The organism is Duganella sp. AC237 (assembly GCF_979254035.1).
Genome location: NZ_CEEDEW010000003.1, coordinates 2,624,486 through 2,649,020 on the forward strand (window position 1 = coordinate 2,624,486; position 24,535 = coordinate 2,649,020).

The following is a 24,535-nucleotide window of genomic DNA, read 5'->3' on the forward strand; positions in this document are numbered from 1 at the left end:
AAATGGTGGACCTGACCCCGGATTGATCCAGCCGTCTTACGCCAGCATTTCGCCGATGCGCTCGGCGCTGACGGGGTCGACCGGGCGCAGCGCATCGACCAGCTCCGCTACCGAGGCGCCGCAGGCGTAGAGCAAGACGTCGCCCGGCCGGCAGCGCGCCAGTCCGGCGCGCAACGCGGCGGCCGGCTCCAGCTCGACCAGCAAGCCGTGCGGTCCGCCCCGGGCGGCGCTGGCGGCCGCGTGCATCAGCGCGGCCCGCTGGCCGGCCTCGCGGCCGCGGTGCTCGCTTTCCCATTCGTAGAAGATGGCCTGGTCGAAGCCGGCCTGGCAGGTCTCGCCGATGCGCCGGAAGTCCTCGTCGCGGCGGTCGCCCGGCGCGGTCACCACCGCCACCGTGCGGTCCGACGTCATGGCCCGGGCGGTGGCGGCCAGCGCGGCGAAGGCGGCCGGGTTGTGCGCGTAGTCGACGATCACCTGCACGCCGCCAACCTCGTAGACGTTGGCGCGCATCGGATTGCGCCGCGCGTCCGAGACGAACGAGCGCAGGCCGGCGCAGATCATGGCCGGCACCAGGTCGCTGGCCATCAGCGCGGCGGCGGCCGCCAGCGCGTTGGCGAGGTTGTGGCGCGCGCGCCCGTCCAGCGCGGCCGGGATGGCCTTGGCATCGAGCAGCCGTTGGCGCGCCTTGCCGTCGGCCAGCATGACGGCGCCGCGCTCGAGCCAGGCGGCGCGCCCGCCGTGCGCCAGGTGCGCGACCAGCACCGGGTGCTCGGCCTGGCAGCTGAAATAGATCACCTCGACCTCGGGGTCGAGGCCGGCGCCGACGGCCACGCAGCGTTCGTCCTCGGCGTTGAGCACCACCGCGCACGAGGCGGCATGCGCCACCACTGCCTTGACCCGCGCCAGGTCGTCGACCGTGTCGACGCCGTCCAGTCCCAGGTGGTCGTCGCTGATGTTGAGCAGCACCGCGACGTCGCAGCGGTCGAACGCCAGGCCGCGCTTGAGGATGCCGCCGCGAGCCGTCTCCAGCACCGCGAATTCGACCTCGGGCGCGGCCAGCACCGAGCGCGCCGACCAGTAGCCGCTGCAGTCGCCCCGGGTGATCGCTTCGCCGTTGATGAACACGCCTTCGCTGGTGGTGCAGCCGGTGCCGATGCCGGCCTGGCGCAAGGTGTGCTCGATCATCAACGTGGTGGTGGTCTTGCCGTTGGTGCCGGTGACGGCGATGACCGGAATGCGGCCGTCGCCGGCGCCGAACATCGATTCGACGATGGCCGCACCGGCGTCGCGCGGGGTGCCGGCGCTTGGGTATTCGTGCATGCGCAGGCCGGGCGCGGCGTTGATTTCGATCACCGCGCCGTTCCTGCCGTCAAGCGGCACGCCGATGTCCTCGCACACCAGGTCGATGCCGGCGACGTCCAGGCCGATCTTGCGCACCGCCCGTACGCACATGGCCAGCGTTTGCGGCGGCAGCCGGTCCGTCACGTCCTCGGCGGTGCCGCCGCTCGACAGGTTGGCGTTGCCGCGCAAGAGCACGCGGCGTCCGGCCGCCGCCACGCTGTCGAGCCGCAAACCTTGTTCGGCCAGGGTGGTCTCGGCGTGGCCGTCGAGCGGGATGCGGGTCAGGATGTTGCTGTGGCCGTCGCCGCGCGCCGGATTGGCGTTTTCCCGTTCCACCAGTTCGCGCACGGTCGATACGCCGTCGCCGGTGACGGCGGCCGGGCGCCGCAGCGCAGCCGCCACCACGCGTTCGCCGGCCACCAGCACGCGGTAATCGTCACCCTGGATATAGCGTTCGACGATGATGGTGCGGCCGTGCTCGCGCGCGCGTTCGAACGCCAGCGCCACCTCGTCGGGCGTGCCGCAGCGGGTGGTGACGCCGCGCCCGTGGTTGCCGTCGAGCGGCTTGATGGTGACCGGGCCGCCGAGCGCCAGGGCCGCGCGCTGCGCCTGCTCAAGCGAGCGCACCGTCGTGCCTTCGGGCACCGGCACGCCGGCTTCGCGCAGCAGCGCCTTGGTCAGCGCCTTGTCCGAGGCGAGGCCGACGGCGATGTGCCCGGTATCGCCGGTGATGCTGGCCTGCAAGCGCTTTTGCTGGGCGCCCCAGCCGAGCACGAACAGATTGGCCTCCGGCGTGAGCCGGCGGAACGGAATGCCCTGCCGTGCGGCGGCCTTGAGGATGGCGCCGGTGCTGGTGCCGATGGCCTGGCGCCGCGCCGTCTCGCGCAGCGCGGCCAGGCCGTCTTCCAGCGGACCGCCCGGTTCGAGCATCGCCGCCGCTGGCGCGCCGCCGGCGTGCTGCCGGTCCGCCTCGGCCAGGGCGCGCACCAGCGTGATGGCCAACTCGACCGCGTTGATGCCGATCTGCTCGAGTTCGTATTCGCACACCACACGGTAGTGTCCGTCGGCCTGGCCGGCCTGGTGGGTACGGCCGGCGCTGACCGGCGTACCGGCCAGGCATTGCAGCGCGAGCGCGACGTGTTCGACCACGTGGGCCAGATTGGTGCCTTCGTGTAGCGCCCGGGCGAAGCCGCCGTATTGTCCGGCAGAGCAGCGGTCTTCTTGCAGCGACGGCAGGATCTCGAGCAGGCGCTGGTTGAAGCCGGGGATCTCGTTGGTTTGAAGGCCGCGCTGGTGTTGTAAATCCAGTACGGTCAGGATGCAGGGGTGCGTCGAATACAGGTTGGGACCGCGCAGCACGCGTTGTTCGAGGATGTTCATGATTCGTCGTTCCGGTCGGTGAGGAAGTCGAGGAAGTCGGCCAGCGCGCGCGGAGCCGGCACGGCGCCGTCGGGCAATTGGCCGCGCGGGGCGGCGGTGTGCGGGGCCGCCGGGTCGGGCGGGGCCGCGAAGGCCGTCCCGGACGGCAGCAGGTGCAGGCCCACGCCGACGAGGGTCGGGACGGCGCCGGCGCGCAGGTCGGCGATGTTGGTCTTGGCGGTGCGGCAGTCGAGCACGGTGACCGTGCCTTCGCCCATGATCTCAAAGCCGGCGCGGCCGTGCACGATCAGCGCGGTGTCCTCGTCGATGCCGGCGCCGAGCAGGAACGGGGTTTGCGCGACCACGCTGAGTAGCCGGTGGATGCGCTGGCGCTGCGAGAAATGCTGGTCGATCACGACGCGATGGACGAAGCCGAGGCCGGCGCCAAGGCGCACCGCGCCTTTTTCCGGCGCCAGCTCGGCCTTGCCCTCGGCCAGCATGTGGGTGCACATGGCCGAGGCGCCGGCGCTGGTGCCGGCGATGCAGGCGCCGCGCAGCGCGTGGGCGTCGCGCATGGCCTGCTCGACGGCGGTGCCGCCGATGTGGGCGACCAGCCGTTTTTGATCGCCGCCGGTCATGAAGATGCCGCCGGCACCGGCGACGATGTCGGCGTTGGCGGCGGCATCAGCGTCGACGCGGTCGCCGATGGGCACGTGGCGTACGTTGCGCGCGCCCAGGTCGTGCAACGCGCCGCGGTACATTTCCCAGACGTCCTCGGGGATTTTGCTGGCGGCGGTAAGCACCACCAGCGGGCGCTCGGCACCGCCGGACAGCTCGACGAAGCGGGCCAGCACGTCCTTGTTGTCGGTGCGGTCCTCGCCGCCGCCGATGATCATCAGGGCGCCAGGGGCGGGTGGGGTTTTTGGTGTGTGTTGCATGGGTGTCTCGCTGTTGATGTTCGTTGTCATGAAAAGTCTGTAATGAAGTGTCGCAGGGAGCGGGCCGCGCCGGTAGGGCGGTTCGTCCTGTGCCGATGTAAGCCAATGCTTACTTCGGTCCGCTCGAAACGCCGCCGCGCCGGCGCCGTATTGATGCGTTCGATCCGCGTCCGTTTCGTTTCTTAGTTGGCATCATTGTAAAAACTGGTTTACCATGGCCTTTCGTTGATTCAATCCCATCGGATCCGTATGAGTGATCATTCCACCGAGTGCCGCCGCAAGAACGAGGCGCTGGCCAGTATTATCGAGCTGGGCTTGTCCTATAAGGACGCGCTCGGCTATCCCAGCGCCAAGATCTACCTGATGGAACAGGCGGTCGACCAGGCGATCATCAAACGGGTGCTGGCCACCCCCCAGCGCCGTCGTGGCGCGCGCGAGCGCGGGTCTTGAGTAGCCTGTCCTGGACAAAAAACCGCCGCGACGCGGCCGTGCCCACTCCGTTTCACCCCTCCGTCAGGACCCCAATGAATCAAACCCTCCCCAGCATCCAGGATTTTCCTATCGCCGGCATTGGCGCGTCGGCGGGAGGGCTGTCGGCCTTGCAAGAATTCTTCAAGCACGTCACGCCCGAGATGGCGATGTCGTATGTCGTGGTCATGCATCTGTCGCCCACCCACGAGAGCGACGCCGCCGCGCTGTTGCAAAAGTGGACGCCGCTGCCGGTGGTCGAGGTCACAGGGCCGACCCATGTTGAGCAGAACAAGGTCTATGTGATATCGCCGAACCGGCAACTGGAGATGATCGACGGCTACCTGCGGGTGCGCGAGCGCGTCGGCGGCGCCGGCTGGCCGGTTGCGGTCGACAGCTTCTTCCGCACCCTGGCGGCGGCGCACGAGTCGCGCGCGTTCGGCGTGGTGCTGTCGGGTACCGGCAGCGACGGCGCGGCCGGCCTGGTCGCGCTCAAGGACCACGGCGGCGTGGTGATGGTGCAAAATCCGGACGAGGCCGAGTTCGCCGGCATGCCGCGCGCGGCGATCGATTCGGGCGTGGTCGATTTTGTGCTGCCGGTGGCCGAGATGCCTGGCAAGCTGGCGTCCGTGTGGGACAATGCGCGCCGCATCAGCTTGCCGCTGCCCAAGGGCAAACCATTCGTCGAGTCGAACGACAGCGCGCTGCCGGCCGAGGACGAGGAGGTGCTGCGCGACATCACCACCGTCCTGCGCGCGCGCACCGGACACGACTTCTCCAAGTACAAGCGCGCCACCGTGCTGCGCCGTATCGAGCGGCGCCTGCAGGTGCGCGAAAAGCCGTCGCTGGCGCAGTACCGCGACCTGCTGCGCGAAGACCGTGCCGAGAGCGAGGCGCTGCTGCGCGACATGCTCATCGGCGTGACCCAGTTCTTCCGCGACACCGAGGCGTTCGAGAGCATCGAGCGGGACATCGTTCCCAAGCTGTTTGCCGACGTCCCGGACGGCCAGGCGCTGCGCGTCTGGAGCGTGGGCTGCTCGACCGGCGAGGAGACCTATTCGCTGGGCATGCTGCTGACCGAACACGCGGCCAGGAGCGCCACCGGTGCGGAGTTCCAGCTGTTCGGCTCGGACATCGACGAGCGCGCGATCGCCTTCGCCCGCGCAGGCCTCTACAACGCCGCCATCACGCGCGACGTGTCGGCCGCGCGGCTGGCCGAGCATTTCAACAAGGAGGACGGCCGCTACCGCATCAAGAAGTCGGTGCGCGACAAGATCCTGTTCGCCAGCCAGAACCTGCTGCGCGATCCGCCGTTCTCCAAGATCGACCTGATCAGCTGCCGCAACCTGCTGATCTACCTGAACCGCGACACCCACGCCCAGGTGCTCGAGATGTTCCATTTCGCGCTCAACCCGGGCGGCTATCTGTTCCTCGGCGGTTCCGAGTCGGCCGACATGGTGGCCGATTTCTTCATACCGGTCGATAAGAAAAACCGCATCTACCGCGCCCGGCCGACGTCGCGTCTGCCGCGCTCGGCCATCCCGATGATGGCGCCGATGGCGGCGGCCACGGCGGTGCCGTACCCGGAGCGCCCGCACGGCGACAAGCCCTCGTTCGCCAGCGTGCACCAGCGCGTGCTGGCCGAGTACGCGCCGCCGAGCGTGCTCGTCGACCAGCAGTCCAACATCGTCCATATGTCCGAGGGCACGGCGCAATTCCTGCGCCATGTCGCCGGCGAGCCGTCGCGCAACCTGGTGGCGCTGGCCGAGCCGGAGTTGCGGCTCGAACTGCGCGCCGCGCTGTTCCAGGCGGCCCAGAGCGGCAAGAGCGTCGAGACGCGCAGCGTGCGCTTCGAGCGCGGCGAGCGGGTGTTTTATGTCAACATGATGGCGCGGCCGTTCTACGACGCCAATACCGCCACCGACTTCATCCTGGTGCTGTTCCACAAGGTCGAGCAGACCACCGACGAGCAGGCCGCCGGCATCCCGCAGGAGCCGGCGCAGGACACTGTCCTGTCGAGCCTGGAACAGGAGTTGCAGCGCACCCGGCAGCAGTTGCAGGACACCATAGAAAACTCGGAGACGTCGAACGAGGAGTTGAAGGCGGCCAATGAGGAACTGCAGGCGATTAACGAGGAACTGCGCTCGGCCACCGAGGAGCTCGAGACCAGCAAGGAGGAATTGCAGTCGGTCAATGAGGAACTGATCACCGTCAATTTCGAGCTCAAGAGCAAGGTCGAGGAGACGGGCAAGGTCAACGACGACCTGCAGAACCTCATCGCCTCGACGGACCTGGCCACCATCTTCGTCGACCGCGGCATGCGCATCAAGCGCTACACGCCGCACGCGTGCGAGTTGTTCAACCTGATCGCCAGCGACGTCGGCCGGCCGTTGCACGACATCACGCACAAGTTGACCTATCCGGAGCTGTCGCAGGACGCGGCGGCGACGTTCGAGTCGCTGCGCCCGGTCGAGCGGGAGGTCGCCAGCGATGACGGGCGCTGGTTCATCGCCCGCCTGCTGCCGTACCGTACCGGCCTGGACCAGATTGACGGCGCGGTGCTGACGTTCATCGACATCACCAAGCGCCGCCGCGCCGAGGAGCGCGCCCGCGCCGGCGAGGAGCGCATGCGCCTGGTGGCGGCCAGCACCAAGGATTACATCATCCTCACGGTGGGCCTGGACGGCACGATCACCAGCTTCAACAGCGGCGCCGAGCGCATCTTCGGCTATGCCGAGGCCGAAATCATCGGCCGGCCTTACGAACTCATCTTCGTGCCCGAGGACCGGGAGGCGAACATGCCGGCCGACGAGCAGCGCCGCGCGCGCGACGACGGCCGCGCCGAGGACGAACGCTGGCACCTGCGCAAGGATGGCAGCCGCTTCTACTGCAGCGGCGTGCTGACGCCGCTGCGCGGCAGCGGCGGCGAGCTGACCGGCTACGCCAAGATCGGCCGCGACCTGACGGGCCGCCAGGAGGCCGAGAAGAGCCGCGCCGAGCAGCTCTCGCGCGAACGCCATCGCAGCACCCAGGCGCAGCGTGACAATGAACAGAAGGACCAGTTCCTGGCCATCATGTCGCATGAGCTCAAGCACCCGCTCAACCTGATCCACATGCACGCCGATGTGCTGCTGCGCCTGCCGGTGGTGCGCGCCGAGCCGGCCGCGCACAAGGCCGTCAGCGCGATCCGCTCGTCGACCATCAGCCAGGCCAAGATCATCAACGATCTGCTCGACCTGTCGCGCGTGTCGACCGGCAAGATGGAGTTGGACCGGCGCGAGCTCGATTTCCGCGCGCTGGTGGGCAACATCGTCGAGGTGACCGGCGGCACGCCCAACGCGCCCCAGGTCGTGGTGCGGATGCCGGAGCAGGTGTTGCCGGTGCACGCCGACGAGGTGCGGCTGGAACAGGTGGTGTGGAACCTGATCAGCAACGCCATCAAGTTCACGCCGCCCGGCGGCACCGTGACCGTCACGCTCGACCATGACGAGAGCGAGGTGCGCCTGTGCGTGCGCGACACCGGCCAGGGCATCCGCCCCGACGTGCTGCCGACCATCTTCGACATCTTCAAGCAGGGCAGCGCCAACCCCATGCGCGGCGGCGTCGGCCTGGGCATCGGCCTGGCGCTGGTGCACGAGTTCGTCAAACTGCACGGCGGCCGGGTCACGGCCGAGTCGGCCGGCGTGGGGCAGGGGGCCACGTTCACGGTGGTCTTGCCGCGCGCGCTGGGGGCCGGGCCGCGCGCGGCCGACGCGGCGCCGCCGCCGCGCGTGCTCGAGGGCGCGCGCCTGTTGGTGGTCGATGACAGCGCCGATGGCCTGGAGGTGTTCACCATGCTGCTCGAGCTCGAGGGTGCGGCGGTGACGGCCTGCTCGTCGCCGGTGGCGGCGCTCAAGTTGCTGCCGGCGCAGCGTTTCGATCTGGTCATGTCCGATCTCGACATGCCGGAGATGGACGGCACGGCCTTCATCCGGGCCTTGCGCTCCCATCCGGACTACCAGGACGTGCCGGCGCTGGCCATCACCGGCATGGCGCGCCGGCAGGATGTCGAGCGCGCGTTAGACGCCGGCTTCTCTGCCCATGTGGGCAAGCCGGTGGACATGGCGGAGCTGTCGCGCAAGGTCGCGCAGCTGTTGGAGAAAAACACAGGTACTTGATAAAATCGACGACGCGTGGCGCGTCGGAAGGGAAACGATGAACGGAGTGGTTGTGATAGGGGCCTCCGCCGGGGGCGTGGCGGCATTGACGGAAGTTCTGGCGGGACTGCCGGGCGACTTTCCCGCGCCGGTATTGATTGTGATGCATATCGGCGACCATCCCAGTGTGCTACCGGCCATTCTCGCGCGCAGTTGCGCCTTGCCGGTGCGGCACGCCGCGCACGGCGAGACGCTGGCGCCGGGCGTGGTGCTGGTGGCGCCGCCCGGCCGCCATTTGATGGTCGAGCGCGACGGCGATGCGCTGCGCGCCGTGCTGGTGCACGGCCCCCGGGAAAACCATTCGCGGCCGGCGATCGACCCGCTGTTCCGGTCGGCCGCCATCGCTTACGCCGGAGGGGCCGCAGGCGTGATACTGACCGGTTTCCTGGACGACGGCGTGGCCGGCCTGGCGGCGATCAAGACCTGCGGCGGGACCGCGATCGTGCAGGACCCCGCCGATGCCAGCGCGTCGGACATGCCGCGCAACGCCCTCGAGCAGGTTGAAGTGGACCGGTGCCTGCCGCTGGCCGGCATCGCCGGCGCGCTGGTCGAGTGGGCCGCGGGGCTGCCGGAGCGCGTGGCGGACCATGCGGCTGAAGCGCCTGAATGGCTGACGGTGGAAAATCGCTTCGCGTCCGGCGGCGGCGAGCTGAAGCAGCTCAAGCGCATCGCCACGCCGTCGCCCTATACTTGTCCGGAATGCGGCGGCAGCCTGTTTTCGCTGAATAACGCGAAGTCGTGCCGTTTCCGCTGTCATACCGGTCACAGCTACACCTTGTTGAGTTTGCTTCGGGAGCAGGAAGACGCCATCGAGGCGGCCTTGTCGAAAGCCTTGCGGGCGGTGCAGGAGAAGGAAAGCCTGGCCGAGCAGTTGGCCGCCGAGTTCTCCGCGCGCAGCGTCGCTCCCGAGCCCGGTTATGCTGCGCTGGCGCAACAGGCGCGCGCCGAGGCCGAAGCCTTGCGCGCGCTGCTGACCGGCGGGAAATAGCGGATCAGTCGATCAGCTGGCGGAACAGGCGCGTGGCCATCAGGCCGACGGCGCTGTGGTGGCGCGCCGGCGTCATCAGCGACTGCAGCAATCGCATCGCCGCCTGCTTGTTGCCCATCGACGCCACTTGCAATTCCAGTTGACGCAGCTCGCCGATAGCCTCGTCGTCGTCGTTGGCGCTGGCGTCGGTAGCGTGATGGCGAATGACGCCACGCATCGGGCCGCTGCGCGGGCTGTGATGCAGGCCGAGCGTGTCGAGCGCGCGCTGGCGGGCGCGGAAGCTCGGCGTGCGGGCCGCCGGGGCGGTCGGCTCGCCAGGCGCGGTGGCGATCCAGTCGCTCAGGATCTGTTGCTCGTAGGCGCTGAAGACGCCGAACATCTCGGCACGCTCGCTCTGAATCAGGCGCCAGAAGCGGCTGTTGTCGGCCGGCTGGCCGCGCTGGATCCAGCCGGCTTTTTCCAGCTCGCCCAGCATGGCCGGAATCTGTTGCGGATCGGACAGCCAGTCGTTGATGCCACGGCCGCCGACGCGGCAGTAGTCGGAGTGCATGTTCTTGCCGACCACGCTTTTGGTCGCCATGATGTGCACCAGTTCAGCCTCCAGATCGAACTCGGCGATGACCGAGTTGGTGCTGGCGCCCAGATCGTTGAGGCGGTAGCCGTCTTGCACGCGGCGCAGGAAGGCGGCGGCGTCGCCGCAACGCGGCAGCAATTGTTGCAGCGCCTGCACCGCCTTGAAGGCGTGACCGGTGCCGCCGTTGTCGACGGTGATGTGCAAGGTGAAGTAATACGGATCGATGCCGAGCTCGTTCAGCTCGTAGGCGGTGATCAGCAGGTGCAGCGGCAGTTGCTCGTAGCCGAGGTTGTAGCCGATGATCTCCGGCAGGAAATGTTCGGCGTCGTAGGCCAGCGCGAGCTGGATCGCACCCTGGACGAAGTGGGTTTCGTCGACATCCTGCCATTGGTCGCAGCCGTGGCTGGCCAGCAGTTTTTTGTAAAGCACGACGTGGTTTTTGTCCGGTACGCCGTCGCCCAGCTCTTCCAGGTAGGTCTGGATCAGGGGGCGGAAGTCGGGATCGTCCCAGCGTTCCAGCACGCCGTACAGCCAGGCGCCGTCGACCAGCTTGGTCGGGGCGACGTGCTTGAGGAAGTACAGCGCGTGGGCCTTGGTGGTGAAGTAGCGGCGCGGGGCGCCGTCGCGGCGCTGCTTGAGGTAGGCGTTGTATTCGGCGCCGATGGCTTCGGAGCGTTCGGTGATCCAGGTTTCCATGCCGGCGGTGTTGTCGGGCAGGTCGGAGCTCAGCAGGCGGGCCTGTTGCAGCTGTTGCTCCAGGAACGTGCGGGCCATCGCTCGGTCGTTGCCGACAGGAACGCCTGGCGACAGGGCGCGGTAGACGGCGCTCGGGGCTGCGCTGGAGTCGTATTCGGCGCTATTGTCGCGTGCGCTGGCGATGGTATCTGGCAATGTTTGAGCGAGTAGGGACATGGTGTTCTTCCGAAAAAGTGAGACGGCGTCAAGCTCGTCTATATAGTCGGTAGATTATCCCTGCCGCAGGGCGCTGGCCCAAGGGGCGTTGCCCCTGTGTTTGTGTAAGACAGAGCTTACATTGCTGGTTTGCATGGGGCGACACTGGCGACTTTGACATGGCAGATTACGGCGTTCCGCCTAATCCGCCATGCATGCGTCGCCGACAGCCTTGTTACGACTCGGCCGTCTTGGCGTTACCGCTCCGGTTCGCCTGCACGCGCTCCGCCGCCTTTTTGCCGGCCAGGAAGGCGTGATCCGAGTTGTAATATTCCCACTCGCTGTAGCGCCCCGCCAGCACGATATCGTGCTGCTCCATCCACGCGCGCACCGTCGCCACGTTCTCCGCCCGCGCGTGGTCGTACACCACGTACGCATACGGCATGTCGACCTGGTTGGCCGTGATCACGCGGTCATCCTCGCGCATCATGCCGACTTTGATGCAGTCCTGGATGCAGCGCTCGATCAACGCTTCGCCATCCAATGGCAACGGCTTCCACGGCGAATAGGAAATCTCGCAAGTGAAACCGAAACCGCCGGGCGCATTGCATTCCGGGCTGGCGTTACCCTGCACGAAGATGCGGTGGAAGATGCTGTCCTCCGGGTAATAGATCCAGTGCTTGTCGGTGACGTCGGTGCGCGCGATGCCGATGTTCACGCAGCGGATCGAGATATGTTTCAATCCCTCCGCCGCGCGCCGCACTTCCGGCGGCGCCGCGTTGCCGATCAGCCGCACCAGTTCCGGCAGCGGCATGGTGCTGATCAACTGCTCGTATTGCAGGCGGCGGCCGTCGGCCAGCACCACCGTATGCTCGCCCGGCAGGATGCAGACCGCGTCCGCGTTGAGCTCGATCTTGCCGCGAATGTGCGGCAGGAAGCCCGACACCAGCGCCTGGAAGCCGCCGCGCTTGGGATAGCCGAAGCGGGCGTTCGGCCCCATCGGCTTGGCGACCGGCTCCAGCGCGCCTTCGATGATCTGGTTCAGGTCCGGCAGCGGCACCCGTCCACCCAGCCACGAGGTTTCCATTTCCTTCAGCGGCACCGTCCACAATTTCTTGTTGTACGGGATGGCGAAGTGGCGCGCGATGCCGGCGCCCCACACGCGGTAGATGAAGTGCTCGAAATCCTCCCCCTTGGCGGCGGTCGACATGGCGCTGGCGCTGCTGTTGGCGACATCGGCGGTGCCGTCGGCGCAGCAATCCTCGACATCCGCGCCGGCGGTGGGGCAGCTCTCCGCCTTGTCGGCCAGGCCGTAGCGCGATTCGATGGCGCCAACGATGCATTCCTTGATGACGGCCGGCGGCAGTCCGTACAGCGCGCCCTGGAACGGATAGCGGGTGAACACCTGCTTGCTGTAGACCCAGGCTTCGCGCATCTGCCAGTGCTGGTTGTCGCCGAGCAGTATGTCGTACAGCTTGAGCACATACGGGTCGTTGGAGAACATGATGTGGCCGGCGTAGTCGAACGTGAAGCCCTGGTCCTGGATCGAGCGGCACCAGCCGCCGACGGTGGCGTTACGCTCCAGCAGCACGGTGTCGGCGCCCAGGTGGTACGCGGCCGACAAGCCGGTCGGCCCGGCGCCGACGATCAGGCAGCCGGTGCGCTGCGCAACGGACGTCTGGCGCATCGGATTGACGACGGCGCTGCCGGCGGCCGCGTCGGCGGAAGCGGCGGCGCGGGTGCCGTCCTGCTGGCTCAGCTTGGCGCCTTTGCCGGAGGGCGGCGTGTTGGCCAGCAGCGCGCGCATGGCGTCTGCGGTCGCTTCCCACGAGGTCTTGTCGACCACGGCGCGCATCTTCTCGTTCAGCGCCGCGCGCAACATCGGCGTCATCGCCAGCGCCGCCTCGCAGGACTCGATGAATTCCGCGTGGCTGTGCGCCACCCAGACGATGTCGCTATACGGGTCTTCCACATCCTTGATGGCGGTGCTGACGGCCGGCAGTTCGGCCGCCATGTACTCCAGCACCTTGGTCGGGCTGATGTAGCGGGTCGATTCGTTGAGCGCGAACGGCAGCAGGCACACGTCCCAGCCGGCCAGGAACTGTGGCAGCGCGTCGTACGACTGCTGGCCCAGGTAGTGGATGTTCGGGCGTTGCGGCAGCGAGGCCGGATCGATCTTGACGACCGGTCCGACCATCACCAGTTGCCATTCCGGATGGGCGTCGGCCAGCGCGGCAAGCAGCGGGGCGTCGAAGCGCTCGTCGATGACGCCGTAGTAGCCCAGGCGTGGACCCGGGATGCCGGCGTGCAGCGGATGGGCGTTGCCCCGGTCGAGCGCCCGCTGGAAGTGCGCGGCGTCGACGCTGCTGGGGAAGCAGTGGGCGTTGTCGTGGCGCCCGCGCTTGGCCTCGTACAGGCTCGGTCCGCCAGTGAAGACCAGGTCGGCGATCTTGAGCAGCGCCGTCTCGCGCTGCAGCAGCTGCTTGGGCGGGTTCTTGAACGCGGAGAGTTCATCCATGCAATCGTAGACCACCAGGCCGGCGTGCAGCGGCGGCAGCAGCGGCAGCGCCATCGGCGTGTAGAACCAGACGATGGGGGCGTCGTCGCCACGGATGAGTTCGGCCAGCAGCGGTTGCAGCAACGGAATCTGGTCGTCGTGGAAGCCGGGCGCCTGCACCGGCGTGTGCGGGCGGTAGACGGTGACGTTCGGCGCGGGCGACGAGCTCTGCAGGAAGCTCTCGCCGTCATAGAAAACCGGCTCTTCGACGAAGGCAATTTTGTAATGTTGTGCCAGGCGCGACAGGAGTTGTTGTGGGCGCTGATAGACGAAGTCCCAGCGCAGATGACAAAAGACGATGATAGTTTTCATGAAGTTCTCCCTGTGCCCTTGCGGGTCGTGAATAGTTGGCTAGCCTGGCCGGCAAACAGCGCTAGCGTTCGCTTCCACGGATCGCGGGGGAGGTTGAACGTAAAGGCTTTATGCAAAGTCGAGGCTGGTATTATCGATTCGTGATGCGATGATTTCTGTGCAGTTGAGCTGCGGTTGCGGCAGAAATAATCTGTCACCAATCGTAGCAATGATTGGATGTTTTTTCATTTCAATTCCGCTGGGAAAAGCAGTTGTAAATCAGCCGCACTTTTTGGTTTTTTTTACGCCTGTTTTTCGTTTTCAATTGGAATTGAAATGCATTGCGGAGCGAACATTGCTAGCATTATTTTTTGGCCGCGCAACCGGCGCGGCACCGATGAAAAGGATGCGCATGAGCCAGTTTGAATATCCGCGACCGCAACTGGTCCGCGACGCGTGGCAGTCACTGAACGGCGAATGGGAATTCGCCTTCGACCACGAGCAGCGCTTCAGCCACGTGGGGGATCCGATCGACTGGAGCGCGCGCATCAACGTGCCGTTCGCGCCGGAGTCCAAGGCCAGCGGCATCGGCGACGAATCGTTCCACATGGCGTGCTGGTATCGGCGCACCTTCGATCTCGAGCAGCGCGGCGCCCACACGATCCTGCATTTCGGCGCGGTCGATTATCACGCGCGCGTCTGGGTCAACGGCGTGCTGGTGGCCGAACACGAGGGCGGGCATACGCCGTTCCACGCCGACATCACCGACGCGCTGGCGGAGGGGCCCACACAAACTATCGTCGTGCATGTCGAGGACGATCCGGGCGACCTGGCCAAGCCGCGCGGCAAGCAGGACTGGCAGCCCGAGCCGCACTCGATCTGGTATCCGCGCACCACCGGCATCTGGCAGACGGTGTGGATCGAGGCGCTGCCGGCGACCTACATCGGCTCGCTGCGCTGGACGCCCGTGTTCGACGGCTTCGAGATGGGCTGCGAGGTGGTGGCCGGCGGCGACATCCGCACCGACCTGGCGGTGTCGGTGCGGCTGCTGCACAACGGCGTGCTGCTGGCGGCCGACCGCTACCTGCTGGTGGGACGGGCGGCCAACCGCAAGATCGTGCTGTCGGACCCGGGCATCGACGATTCGCGCAACGACCTGCTGTGGAGCCCCGAGCGGCCGACCCTGCTGGACGCGGAGCTGACCCTGTATTGCGGCGACGAGGTGCTCGACACGGTGTGCTCGTACACCGCGCTGCGCTCGGTGGCGATCAACCGCGACCGCTTCATGCTCAACGGCCGGCCGTATCCGCTGCGGCTGGTGCTCGACCAGGGCTACTGGCCCGACACCCTGATGACGGCGCCGTCCGACGACGCGCTGCGCCGCGACGTCGAGCTGGCCAAGGAGATGGGCTTCAACGGCGTGCGCAAGCACCAGAAGATCGAGGACCCGCGCTACCTGTACTGGGCCGACAAGCTCGGGCTGCTGGTGTGGGAGGAGATGCCGTCGGCCTACGCCTTCAGCCCGCGCGCGATGACGCGGCTGATCAAGGAATGGACCGAGGCGATCGAACGCGATTACAGCCATCCGTGCGTGATCGTGTGGGTGCCGTTCAACGAATCTTGGGGCGTGCCGAACCTGACGTCGACCCAGGCGCACCGCAACGCGGTCGAGGCGCTGTACCACATGACGCGCATGCTCGACGCCACGCGGCCGGTGATCGGCAACGACGGCTGGGAGGCGTCGGCCACCGACATCCTCGGCATCCACGACTACGACGCCGATCCGGAAAAGCTGCAGCAGCGTTACGCCGTCACCGATCCGGTGCGCACCTTGTTCGACCAGCGCCGCCCGGGCGGGCGCATCCTGACCCTGGACGGTTTCCCGCACCGGGGCCAGCCGATCGTGCTGACCGAGTTCGGCGGCATCGCCTTCGATCCGAACGCGCCGGCGCACCACACCTGGGGCTATTCGCGCGTCGGCGACGCCGAGACGTATCTGAACCGGTATCGCACCTTGCTCAAGGTGGTCAACGAGACGGTGATGTTCTCCGGTTTTTGCTACACCCAGTTCGCCGACACCTTCCAGGAGACCAACGGCTTGCTGAATGCCGACCGCAGCCCCAAGGTGCCGCTGGTGCAGATCAGCGCGGCCACGCGTAACAGCGCCCCCGAGCCGGACCGCAGCCACGATGCGCCGTAGTCCTACGTCAACAGCAGCGGTGTGCTGACAAGGTCCGGCTGAGCCGGTCGTAGAATGCACTGGTCGGATCGTTTGTCGACGCGGCAAGTGGCGATGCCGATGGAAGACGTCACAACCGTTGATTTGGGAGATGAAAATGACCAAGGAAAAGCAGTCGGGCGGTGGCAACAAACAATCCGCCGAACAGTCTGGTAACAGTTCTGGCAGTCCGGCAAAAGCCAAAGCCGGCAAGGATGCCGCAAGCCACACCAAAGCCGATACGGGCAAAGGTGCGGGCGGCGGTAAAAAACAAACGCGCAAGCACTAAGTGTGAAACGCTCACTTTAAAATAGTCAGGGAGAAGAAAAATGAACTTTATCGGATGGATTGTTATTGGTGGTTTGCTGGGCTGGATCGCTAGCAAGGTCATGAACACGGACGCACAGCAGGGCATTTTCCTGAACGTGATCGTCGGTATCGTCGGCGCCTTCCTCGGCGGCCTGGTGATCGCGCCGTTGCTGGGCACGGGCACGATCAACGATGGCGACTTCAGCCTCGGTTCGCTCGGCGTCTCGTTCCTCGGCGCGGTGGTGCTGCTGGCGATCGCCAACCTCGTCTTCCGCGGACGCGCGCGCTAACACCGCAAGCGACACCGCCTGATGAAACACCGCCTTCAAGGGCGGTGTTTTCGTTTCTGCGGCCTGCACGTCCGACCAGCGTAAAATACCGCCCTGGTCGCCAAAACGGCGTGTATGGAAAACCACGATATGCAGGATAACAAGGTCGCCGCGCAGTTTCGTCCGGACCTGGCGCGGTGGCGTCAGCTGGTCGCCCCCGCGTGGCTGGCGATGCTGGTCGATGGCGCGCGGGTCGAAGCCCGGCCATCGCTCAATTGGCGTCTGCTGGAGGTTGGCTGCGGCGGCGCCGCGATGTTCGAACACGCCCACATCCCCGGCGCCTCGTACCTCGACACCGGCGAGTTCGAATGCGAACCGCTGTGGAACAAGGTCGACGACGCAGCGCTGCTCAGCCTGCTGCTATCGCACGGCGTGCGCCACGATACCAGCGTCATCCTCTACGGCCGCAACAATCTCGCCGCCGCCCGGCTGGCGCATTTGCTGCTGTATGCGGGGGTCGAGGATGTGCGCCTGCTCGATGGCGGCTTCGCGTTGTGGCAGGCGGGTGGTTACGCCTGCGCGCAAGGAGCGGTGGCGAAGGCGGCGGATCGTTCGGTCGCGGATTTCGGGGTGGCGTTCCCAGCGCATCCTGAATATCTGATCGGTACCAGCGAGGCGCGCGCGTTGCTGTCCACGCACGATGGCGCGCTGGTCAGCATCCGCAGCGAGGCGGAGTTTCTTGGCAAGGTGTCGGGCTACAGCTACATCGCGGCGCGTGGCGACATTCCCGGTGCGCGATGGGGCCGGGCCGGCGCCGATGGCGACGTCAACAGTATGAGCGCTTACCATCTTGACGACGGCCGCATGAAGCCGGCCGCCGAGATCGCGCTGCAATGGCGGGCGCAGGGGATTGTCGAAGGTTTGCACATCGGGTTTTATTGCGGCACGGGTTGGCGCGCGTCGATGGCGTTTTTCTATGCATGGTTGATGGGCTGGCCACGTATCAGCGTGTATGACGGCGGCTGGCTGGAGTGGAGCGGGGTCGGTGGTTGTCCGATTGATCTAGATCAAACTCTGAGCAGGTTGCAATGCTAACGTGGGGGCGTACTCACCCGAAGCCACATTATGCATGTTCTGGACATCACCATGTACTACGCCGCCGAGGGCGGCGGCATCAGCAGCTATCTCAATGCCAAATCCAACTGGCTGGCTCGGAACAGCCACGTGCGCCATACGATACTGAGTTCAAGCGTGAAGGATTGCAGCCTCGCACCGTCGGTCATCGCCTTGCCGGGTATCGCGCTTCCAGGAATTAACGGCTACCGTCTGCCGCGTTCGCTGCGCGCGCCGGCGCGCATCGTCCAGCGCTGCCGGCCCGATCTGCTGGAGGTCGGCGACGCCGGACCGTGCGCGCTGGCCGCGCTGCATGTGCGCCGACGTTTACAAGTTCCGCTGATCGGCTTCTACCACTCGGATTTGCACGCGCTGGTCGGGCAGCGGTTCGGCCCGCGAGCCGCCACTATCGCCGGCAAGTATTTGCGGCACGTCTATAACCAGTTCGACCTGGTGCTCGCGCCCAGCAAGCTGATGGTGCAGCGGCTGAACCAGCTGGGCGTGACGGATGCCGTGCACCAGCCGCTGGGCGTGGATACCGACATATTCAGTCCGGCGCGGCGCGATGCCGGCCTGCGCCAGCGTCTTGGGTTGCCCGACACGACCCGGTTGCTGGTGTACGCCGGCCGCTTCACGCCGCAGAAAAAGCTGGGCATCCTGATCGAGGCGGTGCGGCGGCTGGGCCGTCCCTACCATTTGCTGCTGATCGGCGGCGGCAGCGCGTTGCCGGCGTCACCCAACAGCACGATACTGCCGTTCGAGCGCGACCCTGGCCGGCTGGCGCGGCTGTTGGGCGGCTGCGACCTGCTGACCCATCCGGGCGACGGCGAAACCTTCGGCCTGATCGCGCTGGAGGCGATGGCCTGCGGCCTGCCGGTGCTGGGCACGGGCGGCGGCGTGGCGGAGCTGATCGATCCCGGCACGGGCCTGGTGGTGCGGCCCGACAGCGCGGCCAGCCTGGGCGAGGGCATCGCGGCGCTGTTCGGCACCGATCTGGCGCGGCTGGGCGCCAACGCCCGTCACAAGGCGTGCGCGCATTTCGACTGGAACCGCATCATGCCGCAGCTGATGGAGCGCTACACCGGCTTGCTGGCGTCGCGGCGGCGGACCGAACCCGACCCCGAGGGCTGCCTTGCCGACTGAGCGCAAGGCGCTGTGCGTCTCGATCCACGACGTGGCGCCCGCCACCTGGCCCGCCTGCCAGCGCTTGCTGGGCGCGATACACGAGGTCGCCGATATTCCGCTGACCTTGCTTGTGGTGCCGTGCTACCACGGCCACGATCTCCCCGACCCCGGTTATGACGCGATGTTGACGGCGTTGCTCGCGCGCGGCCATGAACTGGCGCTGCATGGCTATCGGCATCTGGACAGCGGGCCGCCGGCGTCCGGCTGGCGCAAGCGCTGGCTGCGCGGCGTCTACACCCGCAGCGAAGGCGAATTTTCGGCGTTGAGCGCCGCGCAGAGCCGGCTGCTGCTGGCGCTGGGTCTGGAGTGGTTCGATCGCCGGGGTTGGCCGGTCGACGGTTTCGTGCCGCCGGCCTGGCTGCTGGGCAGCGGTGCCTGGCTGGCGCTGCGCGAGGCGCCTTTTTCCTACACCACCACCTGGACCCATTTCCACCTGCTGTCGCCGCGGCGCCGCATCTGGTCGCCCAGCTTGGTGTACGCGGCGCGCAACCGCAGCGGACGTCAGTTGTCGCCGCGTTTGGCGGTGGCGCAGGCTGCCTGCATGGGGGCGGCCGGGCTGGTGCGATTGAGCCTGCATCCGGCCGACGCCGCCCATCCGGCGCTGCTGCGTCATGCCCAGCATCTGCTGGGCGCGTTGCTCGAGTCGCGCGTACCGATGACGAAGGCCGCCTTCGCGCGCCAGAGCCGGTCACTTTGATGATTTTTCCGTTCGGTGTGGCAATAGTACTCCGGTGCTCACTACAATAGGAGCGATGAAAACCTCACTCAGCGCGCTCCTGCTTCTCTCGTTCGCCGCCGCGCCGGCGTTCGCCACCAACTATTACGTCGCCCCCGGTGGCAGCGACAACGCCGCCGGCACGCAAGCGGCGCCGTGGGCCTCGATCGCGCATGCGCAAACCCAGGCCCAGGCCGGCGACACCGTCTACTTCCGTGGAGGTAAATATGCCTACACGGCCGGTGTCGAGGCCTGCGCCAGCCGCACTGCCATCGTCAACGCCATCACGCTGAACAAGAGCGGCACCGCCAGCCAGCCGATTCGCTACTGGGCGTATCCGGGCGAGACGCCGGTGTTCGATTTTTCGGCGATGAAGGACGATTGCCGCGTCAAAGGTCTCAATGTGACGGCCAGCTGGGTCCACCTCAAGGGCTTGGAGGTGACCGGCGCGCCCCAGCAACCGGGCAACCGCTTGAACCACGAGTCGTGGGGCGTGTGGAATAGCGGCAGCCACAACGTCTTCGAACTGCTCAATTTGCACCACAACATGGGGCCGGGGTTGTTCATCCAGAATGGTTCGAACAATCTCGTGCTGAACAGCGACTCGCACCACAACTACGATCCGTACACGTCCAACGGCGCTGGGCAGAGCGCCGACGGCTTTGGCGCGCACATCAAGGCCAATCAGCCGGGCAATGTGTTCCGGGGTTGCCGCGCGTGGATGAACACGGATGACGGCTTCGATCTGATCAACGCGTTTTCGCCGGTGACGATTGAAAATTCGTGGGCCTGGCAGCATGGTTACCTGCCGGGGACCACGACCCCGCTGGCGGCGGGCAACGGCAATGGCATCAAGGCGGGTGGTTATGGCGGCGCGTATGTGGCCAACGGGGTCAAGCACACGGTGCGGTTCTCGGTGGCGTTCGCCAACAAGGCCGCGGGTTTCTATGCCAACCACCATCCGCTGGCGATCGATTTCTTTAATAACACGGCGTTCAGCAACGGCGTGAATTACAACATGCTGGGGATCGCGCCGGATGGTTCGGCGGTGAATGTCGGGAATTTGCGCAATAACCTGGCGCACAAGGGGACGGCGACGTCGAATACGGCCGGCTTGGATATGGCGAATAATTCGTGGACGACGTCGGTGCAGGTCGGCGACGGAGATTTCGAGGATGTCTCGGCCAGCGGCTGGGACGCGCCGCGCCAGGCCGACGGCAGTTTGCCGGTGCTGCGCAGCTATCATTTGCGCGCGACCAGCGATTTGATCGGCAAGGGTGTTGATGTGGGATTGCCGTTCAAGGGTTCGGCGCCCGATTTGGGCGCGTTCGAAGCGGCGCAGTGATGTGATGGGCCGCCAATACCACTTGGCGGCCCGCTTTGATTAATCCACCAGCTTCGCGGCCAGCTGCTGCACCTTGGCCGGATCGGCTTTTACCGCCATGGCCAGCGCGCGGCCGTAGTTGGCGTCGGCCTTCTGGAAGTGCGACAGCATCGTGTACTTCACGATGTCATCCTTGACCTGACCCAGGTCCCCCGCCAGATTGCTGACCAGATTGGCCTGCTGCTGCGCGTTCAGCGAGCGGTAGAAATCGCCCGCCTGCGCGAAGTTGCGCGTCTTGGTGATGCGCGCCTGCTGCGTCGTGCCGCTCAACGGCAGTTGGCTGGACTTGTATTCGGCGTTGTCGGCCAGCGGCGCGCGCGCGCTGGGCTGGTAGTTGACTTCTCCTTTACGCGCGCCGCTGTTGGCCGCGCCGTCCTGGTTGTAGTTGGCGGCGGCCGCCACGGGACGGTTGATCGGCAGTTGCAGGCCGTTGGCGCCGAGGCGGTGCAGCTGCGTGTCGGCGTACGAGAACAAACGGCCCTGCAGCATCCGGTCTTCCGACGCTTCAATGCCCGGCACCAGGTTCGACGGCGCCATCGCCGATTGCTCGGTCTCCAGGAAGACATTGTCCGGATTGCGGTTCAGGGTCATGGTGCCGACTTTGGTCTCCGGCACGCTGGTCGGCCAGATCTTGGTGGCGTCAAGTCCGTTGAAGTCCAGCTTGGCCAACTGCTCCGGTGTCATGACCTGCACGTACAGATCCCATTTCGGAAAGCGGCCTTCCTTGATGGCGGCGATCAGGTCGCCCGTCATGTGGTTGAAATCGCGGCCCTGGATTTCCGACGCCTCCCTGGCGGTCAGCGTTTTCTCGCCCTGCAGCGACTTCCAGTGGAACTTGACGTAGTTGACCTGACCCTTGGCGTTGACGAATTTATAGGCGTGCACGCTGTTGCCGTCCATTTCGCGGTAGCTGGCCGGCGTGCCTTGGTCGGAGTACACGCGGGTCAGCATGTGGGTCGATTCCGGCTGGTGCGAGAAGAAGTCGAAAAAGCGGTTCGGGTCTTGCACGTTGGTGTCCGGCGACGGTTTGAGCGAGTGCACCATGTCCGGGAACTTGATGGCGTCGCGGATGAAGAATACCGGCAGGTTGTTGCCGACCAGGTCCCAGTTGCCTTCCTTGCTGTAGAACTTGGTGGCGAAGCCGCGCGGGTCGCGCAGGGTTTCCGGCGAGTGGTTGCCGTGGATGACGCTGGAGAAGCGCACGAACACCGGCGTTTCCATGCCCGGCGTGAAGACGGCCGCGCGCGTCAGGTTGGAGATGTCCTTGCTGGCGACGAAGACGCCGTGGGCGCCGGTGCCGCGCGCGTGCACCACGCGTTCCGGCTGGCGCTCGCGGTCGAAGCGCTGCAGTTTCTGGATCAGCTGGACGTCCTGCAGCAGCACCGGGCCGTTGGGACCGGCCGTCTGGGAATTCTGGTTGTCGCCGATGGGTGCGCCGTTGTCGCGGGTCATGACGGTGGCGGGGGCGGGGGCGGTTTGGGCGGCGGCGCTGCCGATGCCGGCCGCTGCCGTCAGGGCCATCGCGGCCAGGCGACAGGCGAGCTGAGTCGATTTCATGGGTATCTCCCTTTTGATGTGTGAAAGCAAACCTTAACGGCTGTGTCACTATTATCAAAATCAATTATTTGTATGAAATCGATAGCTTTTTCGTTATTTAAACCTTTCAGTTACAAGAAATGCCTGTCTGTCCACTTTAGCGCTTGCGGCCGCTACTGGCGAATTGCTCGATCTTACGGGTGGCGCCGGAGACGATCAGGATGTCTGCGGGCAGCACGTGGGTTTCCGGCAGGGCGTGCTGGAAGTCCTCGCCGGGGCGCTTGACGCCGACCACGGTGACGCCGAATTTCTCGCGCACGTGCGACTGCGCCAACGTCATGTTGTGCGTCATGTCCGGCGCGCGTATCTTGGCGATGGCGAAACCGTCGTCGAACTCGATGTAGTCCATCATGCGGCCGGTGATCAGGTGCGCCACGCGCGCGCCCATGTCGGCCTCCGGATAGACGATGTGGTGGGCGCCCACGCGCCTGGCGATCTGGCCGTGCTCCGGCGTCAGCGCCTTGACCCAGATGTCCTTGATGCCCAACTCCGTCAGTACCATCAGCGACATCAGGCTGGCCGCGAGGTCGGTGCCGATGCCGACGATCGCGTGCGAGAACTCGGCCACGCCCAGCTGGCGCATCACGTCCTCGTTGGTGGAATCGGCCTGCACCGCGTGGGTCAGTTTATCGGCCCATAGCTGCACCAGTTCCGTGTCGCGGTCGATGCCCATGACGTCGTGGCCCATGCGCATGAGCGCTTCTGCGACGGCGCCGCCGAAGCGGCCAAGGCCGACGACGACGATGTTGTCGCTGTTCGGGAATGAAATCTGTTCCGTGAAAATTTTACCCAACAATTGGATGCTCCTCGGGATAACGATAGGGCAGGCGCCGTTCGCCCAGTACCAGCGACGCCGCCAGGGTGACGGTGCCGACCCGGCCCAGGAACATCAGCAGGGCCAGGGTCAGTTGGCCGCTCGGCGGCAGGCCCGGGGTGATGCCGGTCGACAGTCCGGCCGTGCCGAAGGCCGACACCACCTCGAAAATAATCTGGTCGGTCGGGAAGTCGGAGACGTGCAGCAGCACCAGCGTGCCCAGGGCAACCATGCCGCAGCCCAGGACCACGACCGTGATGGCCTGTCGCTGCGCCGACGCGCCGAGGCGGCGGCCGAAGGCCTCGGTGTCGCGAAAGCCGCGCACCTCGGCGATCACCAGCAGCGCCAGGATGACGATGGTGCCGACCTTGACGCCGCCGGCGGTGCTGGCGCTGCCGCCGCCGATGAACATCAGGAAGTAGTGCAGCGCCCACGATTCCGGCGTCAGCGCGCCGATGTCGACGGTGTTGAAACCGGCCGTGCGCGCGGCCACCGACATGAACGACGCCGACAGCAGCTTGCCGCCCAGGTCCATGGCGCCCAGCGTGCGCTGGTTGTGCCATTCGAACAGCAGCACGCCGAGAAAGCCGAGGGCCAGCAGCGCGCCGGTGCCGAGCAGTGTGAGCTTGGTATGCATCGACCAGTGGCGCGGGTCGCGCAGCTTGAGGCGCAGGTCGTGCAGCACCGGGAAGCCGATGCCGCCGGCGACGATGGCGATCATCAGCGGCGCCAGGATCAGCGCGTCGCCGGCGTAGCGCGTGACGCTGTCGGCGTGGATCGAGAAGCCGGCGTTGCTGAACGCCGCGACGGCGTGGAAGGTGCCGCTCCATGCGGCCTGCGCCCACGGCAGGTCGTGGGCGAAATGCATGCGCAGGGTGAGCAGGGTGGCGATCAGCAGCTCCGACGCGAACGTGACGACCAGCACCAGGCGCGCCACGCTGGTGACGTCGCCCAGTCCGAGGGTGCGGGTCTCCATCTGGCTCATTAACTTGGTGCGCAGACGGGGCGAGTTGTTGACCAACAGGCCAAGCAGGGTGGCGGCGGTCATCATGCCGAAGCCGCCGAACTGGAACAGCGCCATGATGACGCCCTGGCCGAAGCCGGACCAGTAGGTGCCCGTGTCGACCACCGTCAGGCCGGTCACGCAGACGGCGGATACTGAGGTGAACAACGCCGCCATCCATGGCGCGCCCTGGCCCCCCGCGTGGGAGAACGGCAGCATCAGGAGCGCCGTGCCGAAGGCGATCGCCATCAGGAAGGCCAGCGCCACGGCGCGCGCGGGATGAAGCACGGATCGCATCAGGATGTAGGTCGCAGGGTCAGGTTGTT

Annotated in this window: 17 protein-coding genes; 10 read left to right on the forward strand and 7 right to left on the reverse strand. The window is 66.4% G+C overall.

Going from position 1 to position 24,535, the window contains the following annotated elements:
* Window positions 1-36: 36 nt before the first annotated feature.
* Together cphA and AC0IYS_RS12075 are read right to left on the reverse strand one after the other, a co-directional pair.
* Window positions 37-2,721 (reverse strand): cyanophycin synthetase, encoded by a 2,685-nt coding sequence (cphA, locus tag AC0IYS_RS12070; protein WP_471705362.1) that lies wholly within the window; start codon window positions 2,719-2,721, stop codon window positions 37-39.
* On the reverse strand, window positions 2,718-3,638 hold the full coding sequence (locus AC0IYS_RS12075) for a cyanophycinase (protein ID WP_471705363.1): 921 nt from the start codon (window positions 3,636-3,638) through the stop codon (window positions 2,718-2,720). Before AC0IYS_RS12075 ends, cphA begins: the two co-directional genes overlap by 4 nt.
* Window positions 3,639-3,887: 249 nt before the next feature.
* Here AC0IYS_RS12075 and AC0IYS_RS12080 point away from each other — a divergent pair, with 249 nt between their 5' ends.
* The 3 genes from AC0IYS_RS12080 to AC0IYS_RS12090 all read left to right on the forward strand — a co-directional run bounded on the left by AC0IYS_RS12080 (window position 3,888) and on the right by AC0IYS_RS12090 (window position 9,290).
* The gene (locus AC0IYS_RS12080) at window positions 3,888-4,088 is read left to right on the forward strand and encodes a hypothetical protein (RefSeq protein ID WP_471705364.1); all 201 of its coding nucleotides are present in this window, start codon (window positions 3,888-3,890) and stop codon (window positions 4,086-4,088) included.
* A 74-nt stretch (window positions 4,089-4,162) separates the two neighbouring features.
* A complete protein-coding gene (locus AC0IYS_RS12085) occupies window positions 4,163-8,263 on the forward strand; it encodes a CheR family methyltransferase (RefSeq protein ID WP_471705365.1) in 4,101 nt (1,366 codons plus the stop codon).
* Window positions 8,264-8,315: 52 nt separating this feature from the next.
* Complete coding sequence (locus tag AC0IYS_RS12090; RefSeq protein ID WP_471705366.1) at window positions 8,316-9,290, forward strand: chemotaxis protein CheB; 975 nt, start codon at window positions 8,316-8,318, stop codon at window positions 9,288-9,290.
* 4 nt (window positions 9,291-9,294) lie between these two features.
* Here AC0IYS_RS12090 and AC0IYS_RS12095 read toward each other — a convergent pair whose 3' ends face one another.
* Window positions 9,295-10,776: an iron-containing redox enzyme family protein gene (locus AC0IYS_RS12095; protein ID WP_471705367.1), complete on the reverse strand. Its 1,482-nt coding sequence runs from the start codon at window positions 10,774-10,776 to the stop codon at window positions 9,295-9,297.
* 214 nt (window positions 10,777-10,990) lie between these two features.
* Complete coding sequence (locus AC0IYS_RS12100; RefSeq protein ID WP_471705368.1) at window positions 10,991-13,624, reverse strand: NAD(P)-binding protein; 2,634 nt, start codon at window positions 13,622-13,624, stop codon at window positions 10,991-10,993.
* Window positions 13,625-14,015: 391 nt separating this feature from the next.
* On the opposite strand from AC0IYS_RS12100, the gene AC0IYS_RS12105 reads away from it, so the two are divergent.
* The 7 genes from AC0IYS_RS12105 to AC0IYS_RS12135 all read left to right on the forward strand — a co-directional run bounded on the left by AC0IYS_RS12105 (window position 14,016) and on the right by AC0IYS_RS12135 (window position 20,757).
* Window positions 14,016-15,803, forward strand: coding sequence for a glycoside hydrolase family 2 protein (locus AC0IYS_RS12105; protein ID WP_471705369.1), 1,788 nt, complete (start codon window positions 14,016-14,018; stop codon window positions 15,801-15,803).
* Between the two features lie 136 nt (window positions 15,804-15,939).
* The gene (locus AC0IYS_RS12110; protein WP_471705370.1) at window positions 15,940-16,110 is read left to right on the forward strand and encodes a hypothetical protein; all 171 of its coding nucleotides are present in this window, start codon (window positions 15,940-15,942) and stop codon (window positions 16,108-16,110) included.
* Window positions 16,111-16,150: 40 nt separating this feature from the next.
* The gene (locus AC0IYS_RS12115) at window positions 16,151-16,420 is read left to right on the forward strand and encodes a GlsB/YeaQ/YmgE family stress response membrane protein (protein ID WP_471705371.1); all 270 of its coding nucleotides are present in this window, start codon (window positions 16,151-16,153) and stop codon (window positions 16,418-16,420) included.
* Between the two features lie 114 nt (window positions 16,421-16,534).
* A complete protein-coding gene (locus AC0IYS_RS12120; RefSeq protein WP_471705372.1) occupies window positions 16,535-17,494 on the forward strand; it encodes a sulfurtransferase in 960 nt (319 codons plus the stop codon).
* Window positions 17,495-17,524: 30 nt separating this feature from the next.
* A complete protein-coding gene (locus AC0IYS_RS12125; protein WP_471705373.1) occupies window positions 17,525-18,655 on the forward strand; it encodes a glycosyltransferase in 1,131 nt (376 codons plus the stop codon).
* A complete protein-coding gene (locus AC0IYS_RS12130) occupies window positions 18,645-19,394 on the forward strand; it encodes a DUF2334 domain-containing protein (protein WP_471705374.1) in 750 nt (249 codons plus the stop codon). The genes AC0IYS_RS12125 and AC0IYS_RS12130 overlap by 11 nt, the downstream gene beginning before the upstream one ends.
* Window positions 19,395-19,449: 55 nt before the next feature.
* On the forward strand, window positions 19,450-20,757 hold the full coding sequence (locus AC0IYS_RS12135; protein ID WP_471705375.1) for a right-handed parallel beta-helix repeat-containing protein: 1,308 nt from the start codon (window positions 19,450-19,452) through the stop codon (window positions 20,755-20,757).
* Between the two features lie 39 nt (window positions 20,758-20,796).
* Here AC0IYS_RS12135 and AC0IYS_RS12140 read toward each other — a convergent pair whose 3' ends face one another.
* The 3 genes from AC0IYS_RS12140 to AC0IYS_RS12150 all read right to left on the reverse strand — a co-directional run bounded on the left by AC0IYS_RS12140 (window position 20,797) and on the right by AC0IYS_RS12150 (window position 24,506).
* Window positions 20,797-22,317 carry a catalase gene (locus tag AC0IYS_RS12140; protein WP_471708851.1) on the reverse strand — a complete coding sequence of 507 codons (1,521 nt, stop codon included), beginning with the start codon at window positions 22,315-22,317 and terminating at the stop codon, window positions 20,797-20,799.
* A 172-nt stretch (window positions 22,318-22,489) separates the two neighbouring features.
* Window positions 22,490-23,188, reverse strand: coding sequence for a potassium channel family protein (locus tag AC0IYS_RS12145; protein ID WP_471705376.1), 699 nt, complete (start codon window positions 23,186-23,188; stop codon window positions 22,490-22,492).
* Window positions 23,178-24,506, reverse strand: coding sequence for a TrkH family potassium uptake protein (locus tag AC0IYS_RS12150; protein ID WP_471705377.1), 1,329 nt, complete (start codon window positions 24,504-24,506; stop codon window positions 23,178-23,180). The genes AC0IYS_RS12145 and AC0IYS_RS12150 overlap by 11 nt, the downstream gene beginning before the upstream one ends.
* Between the last annotated feature and the right edge of the window lie 29 nt (window positions 24,507-24,535).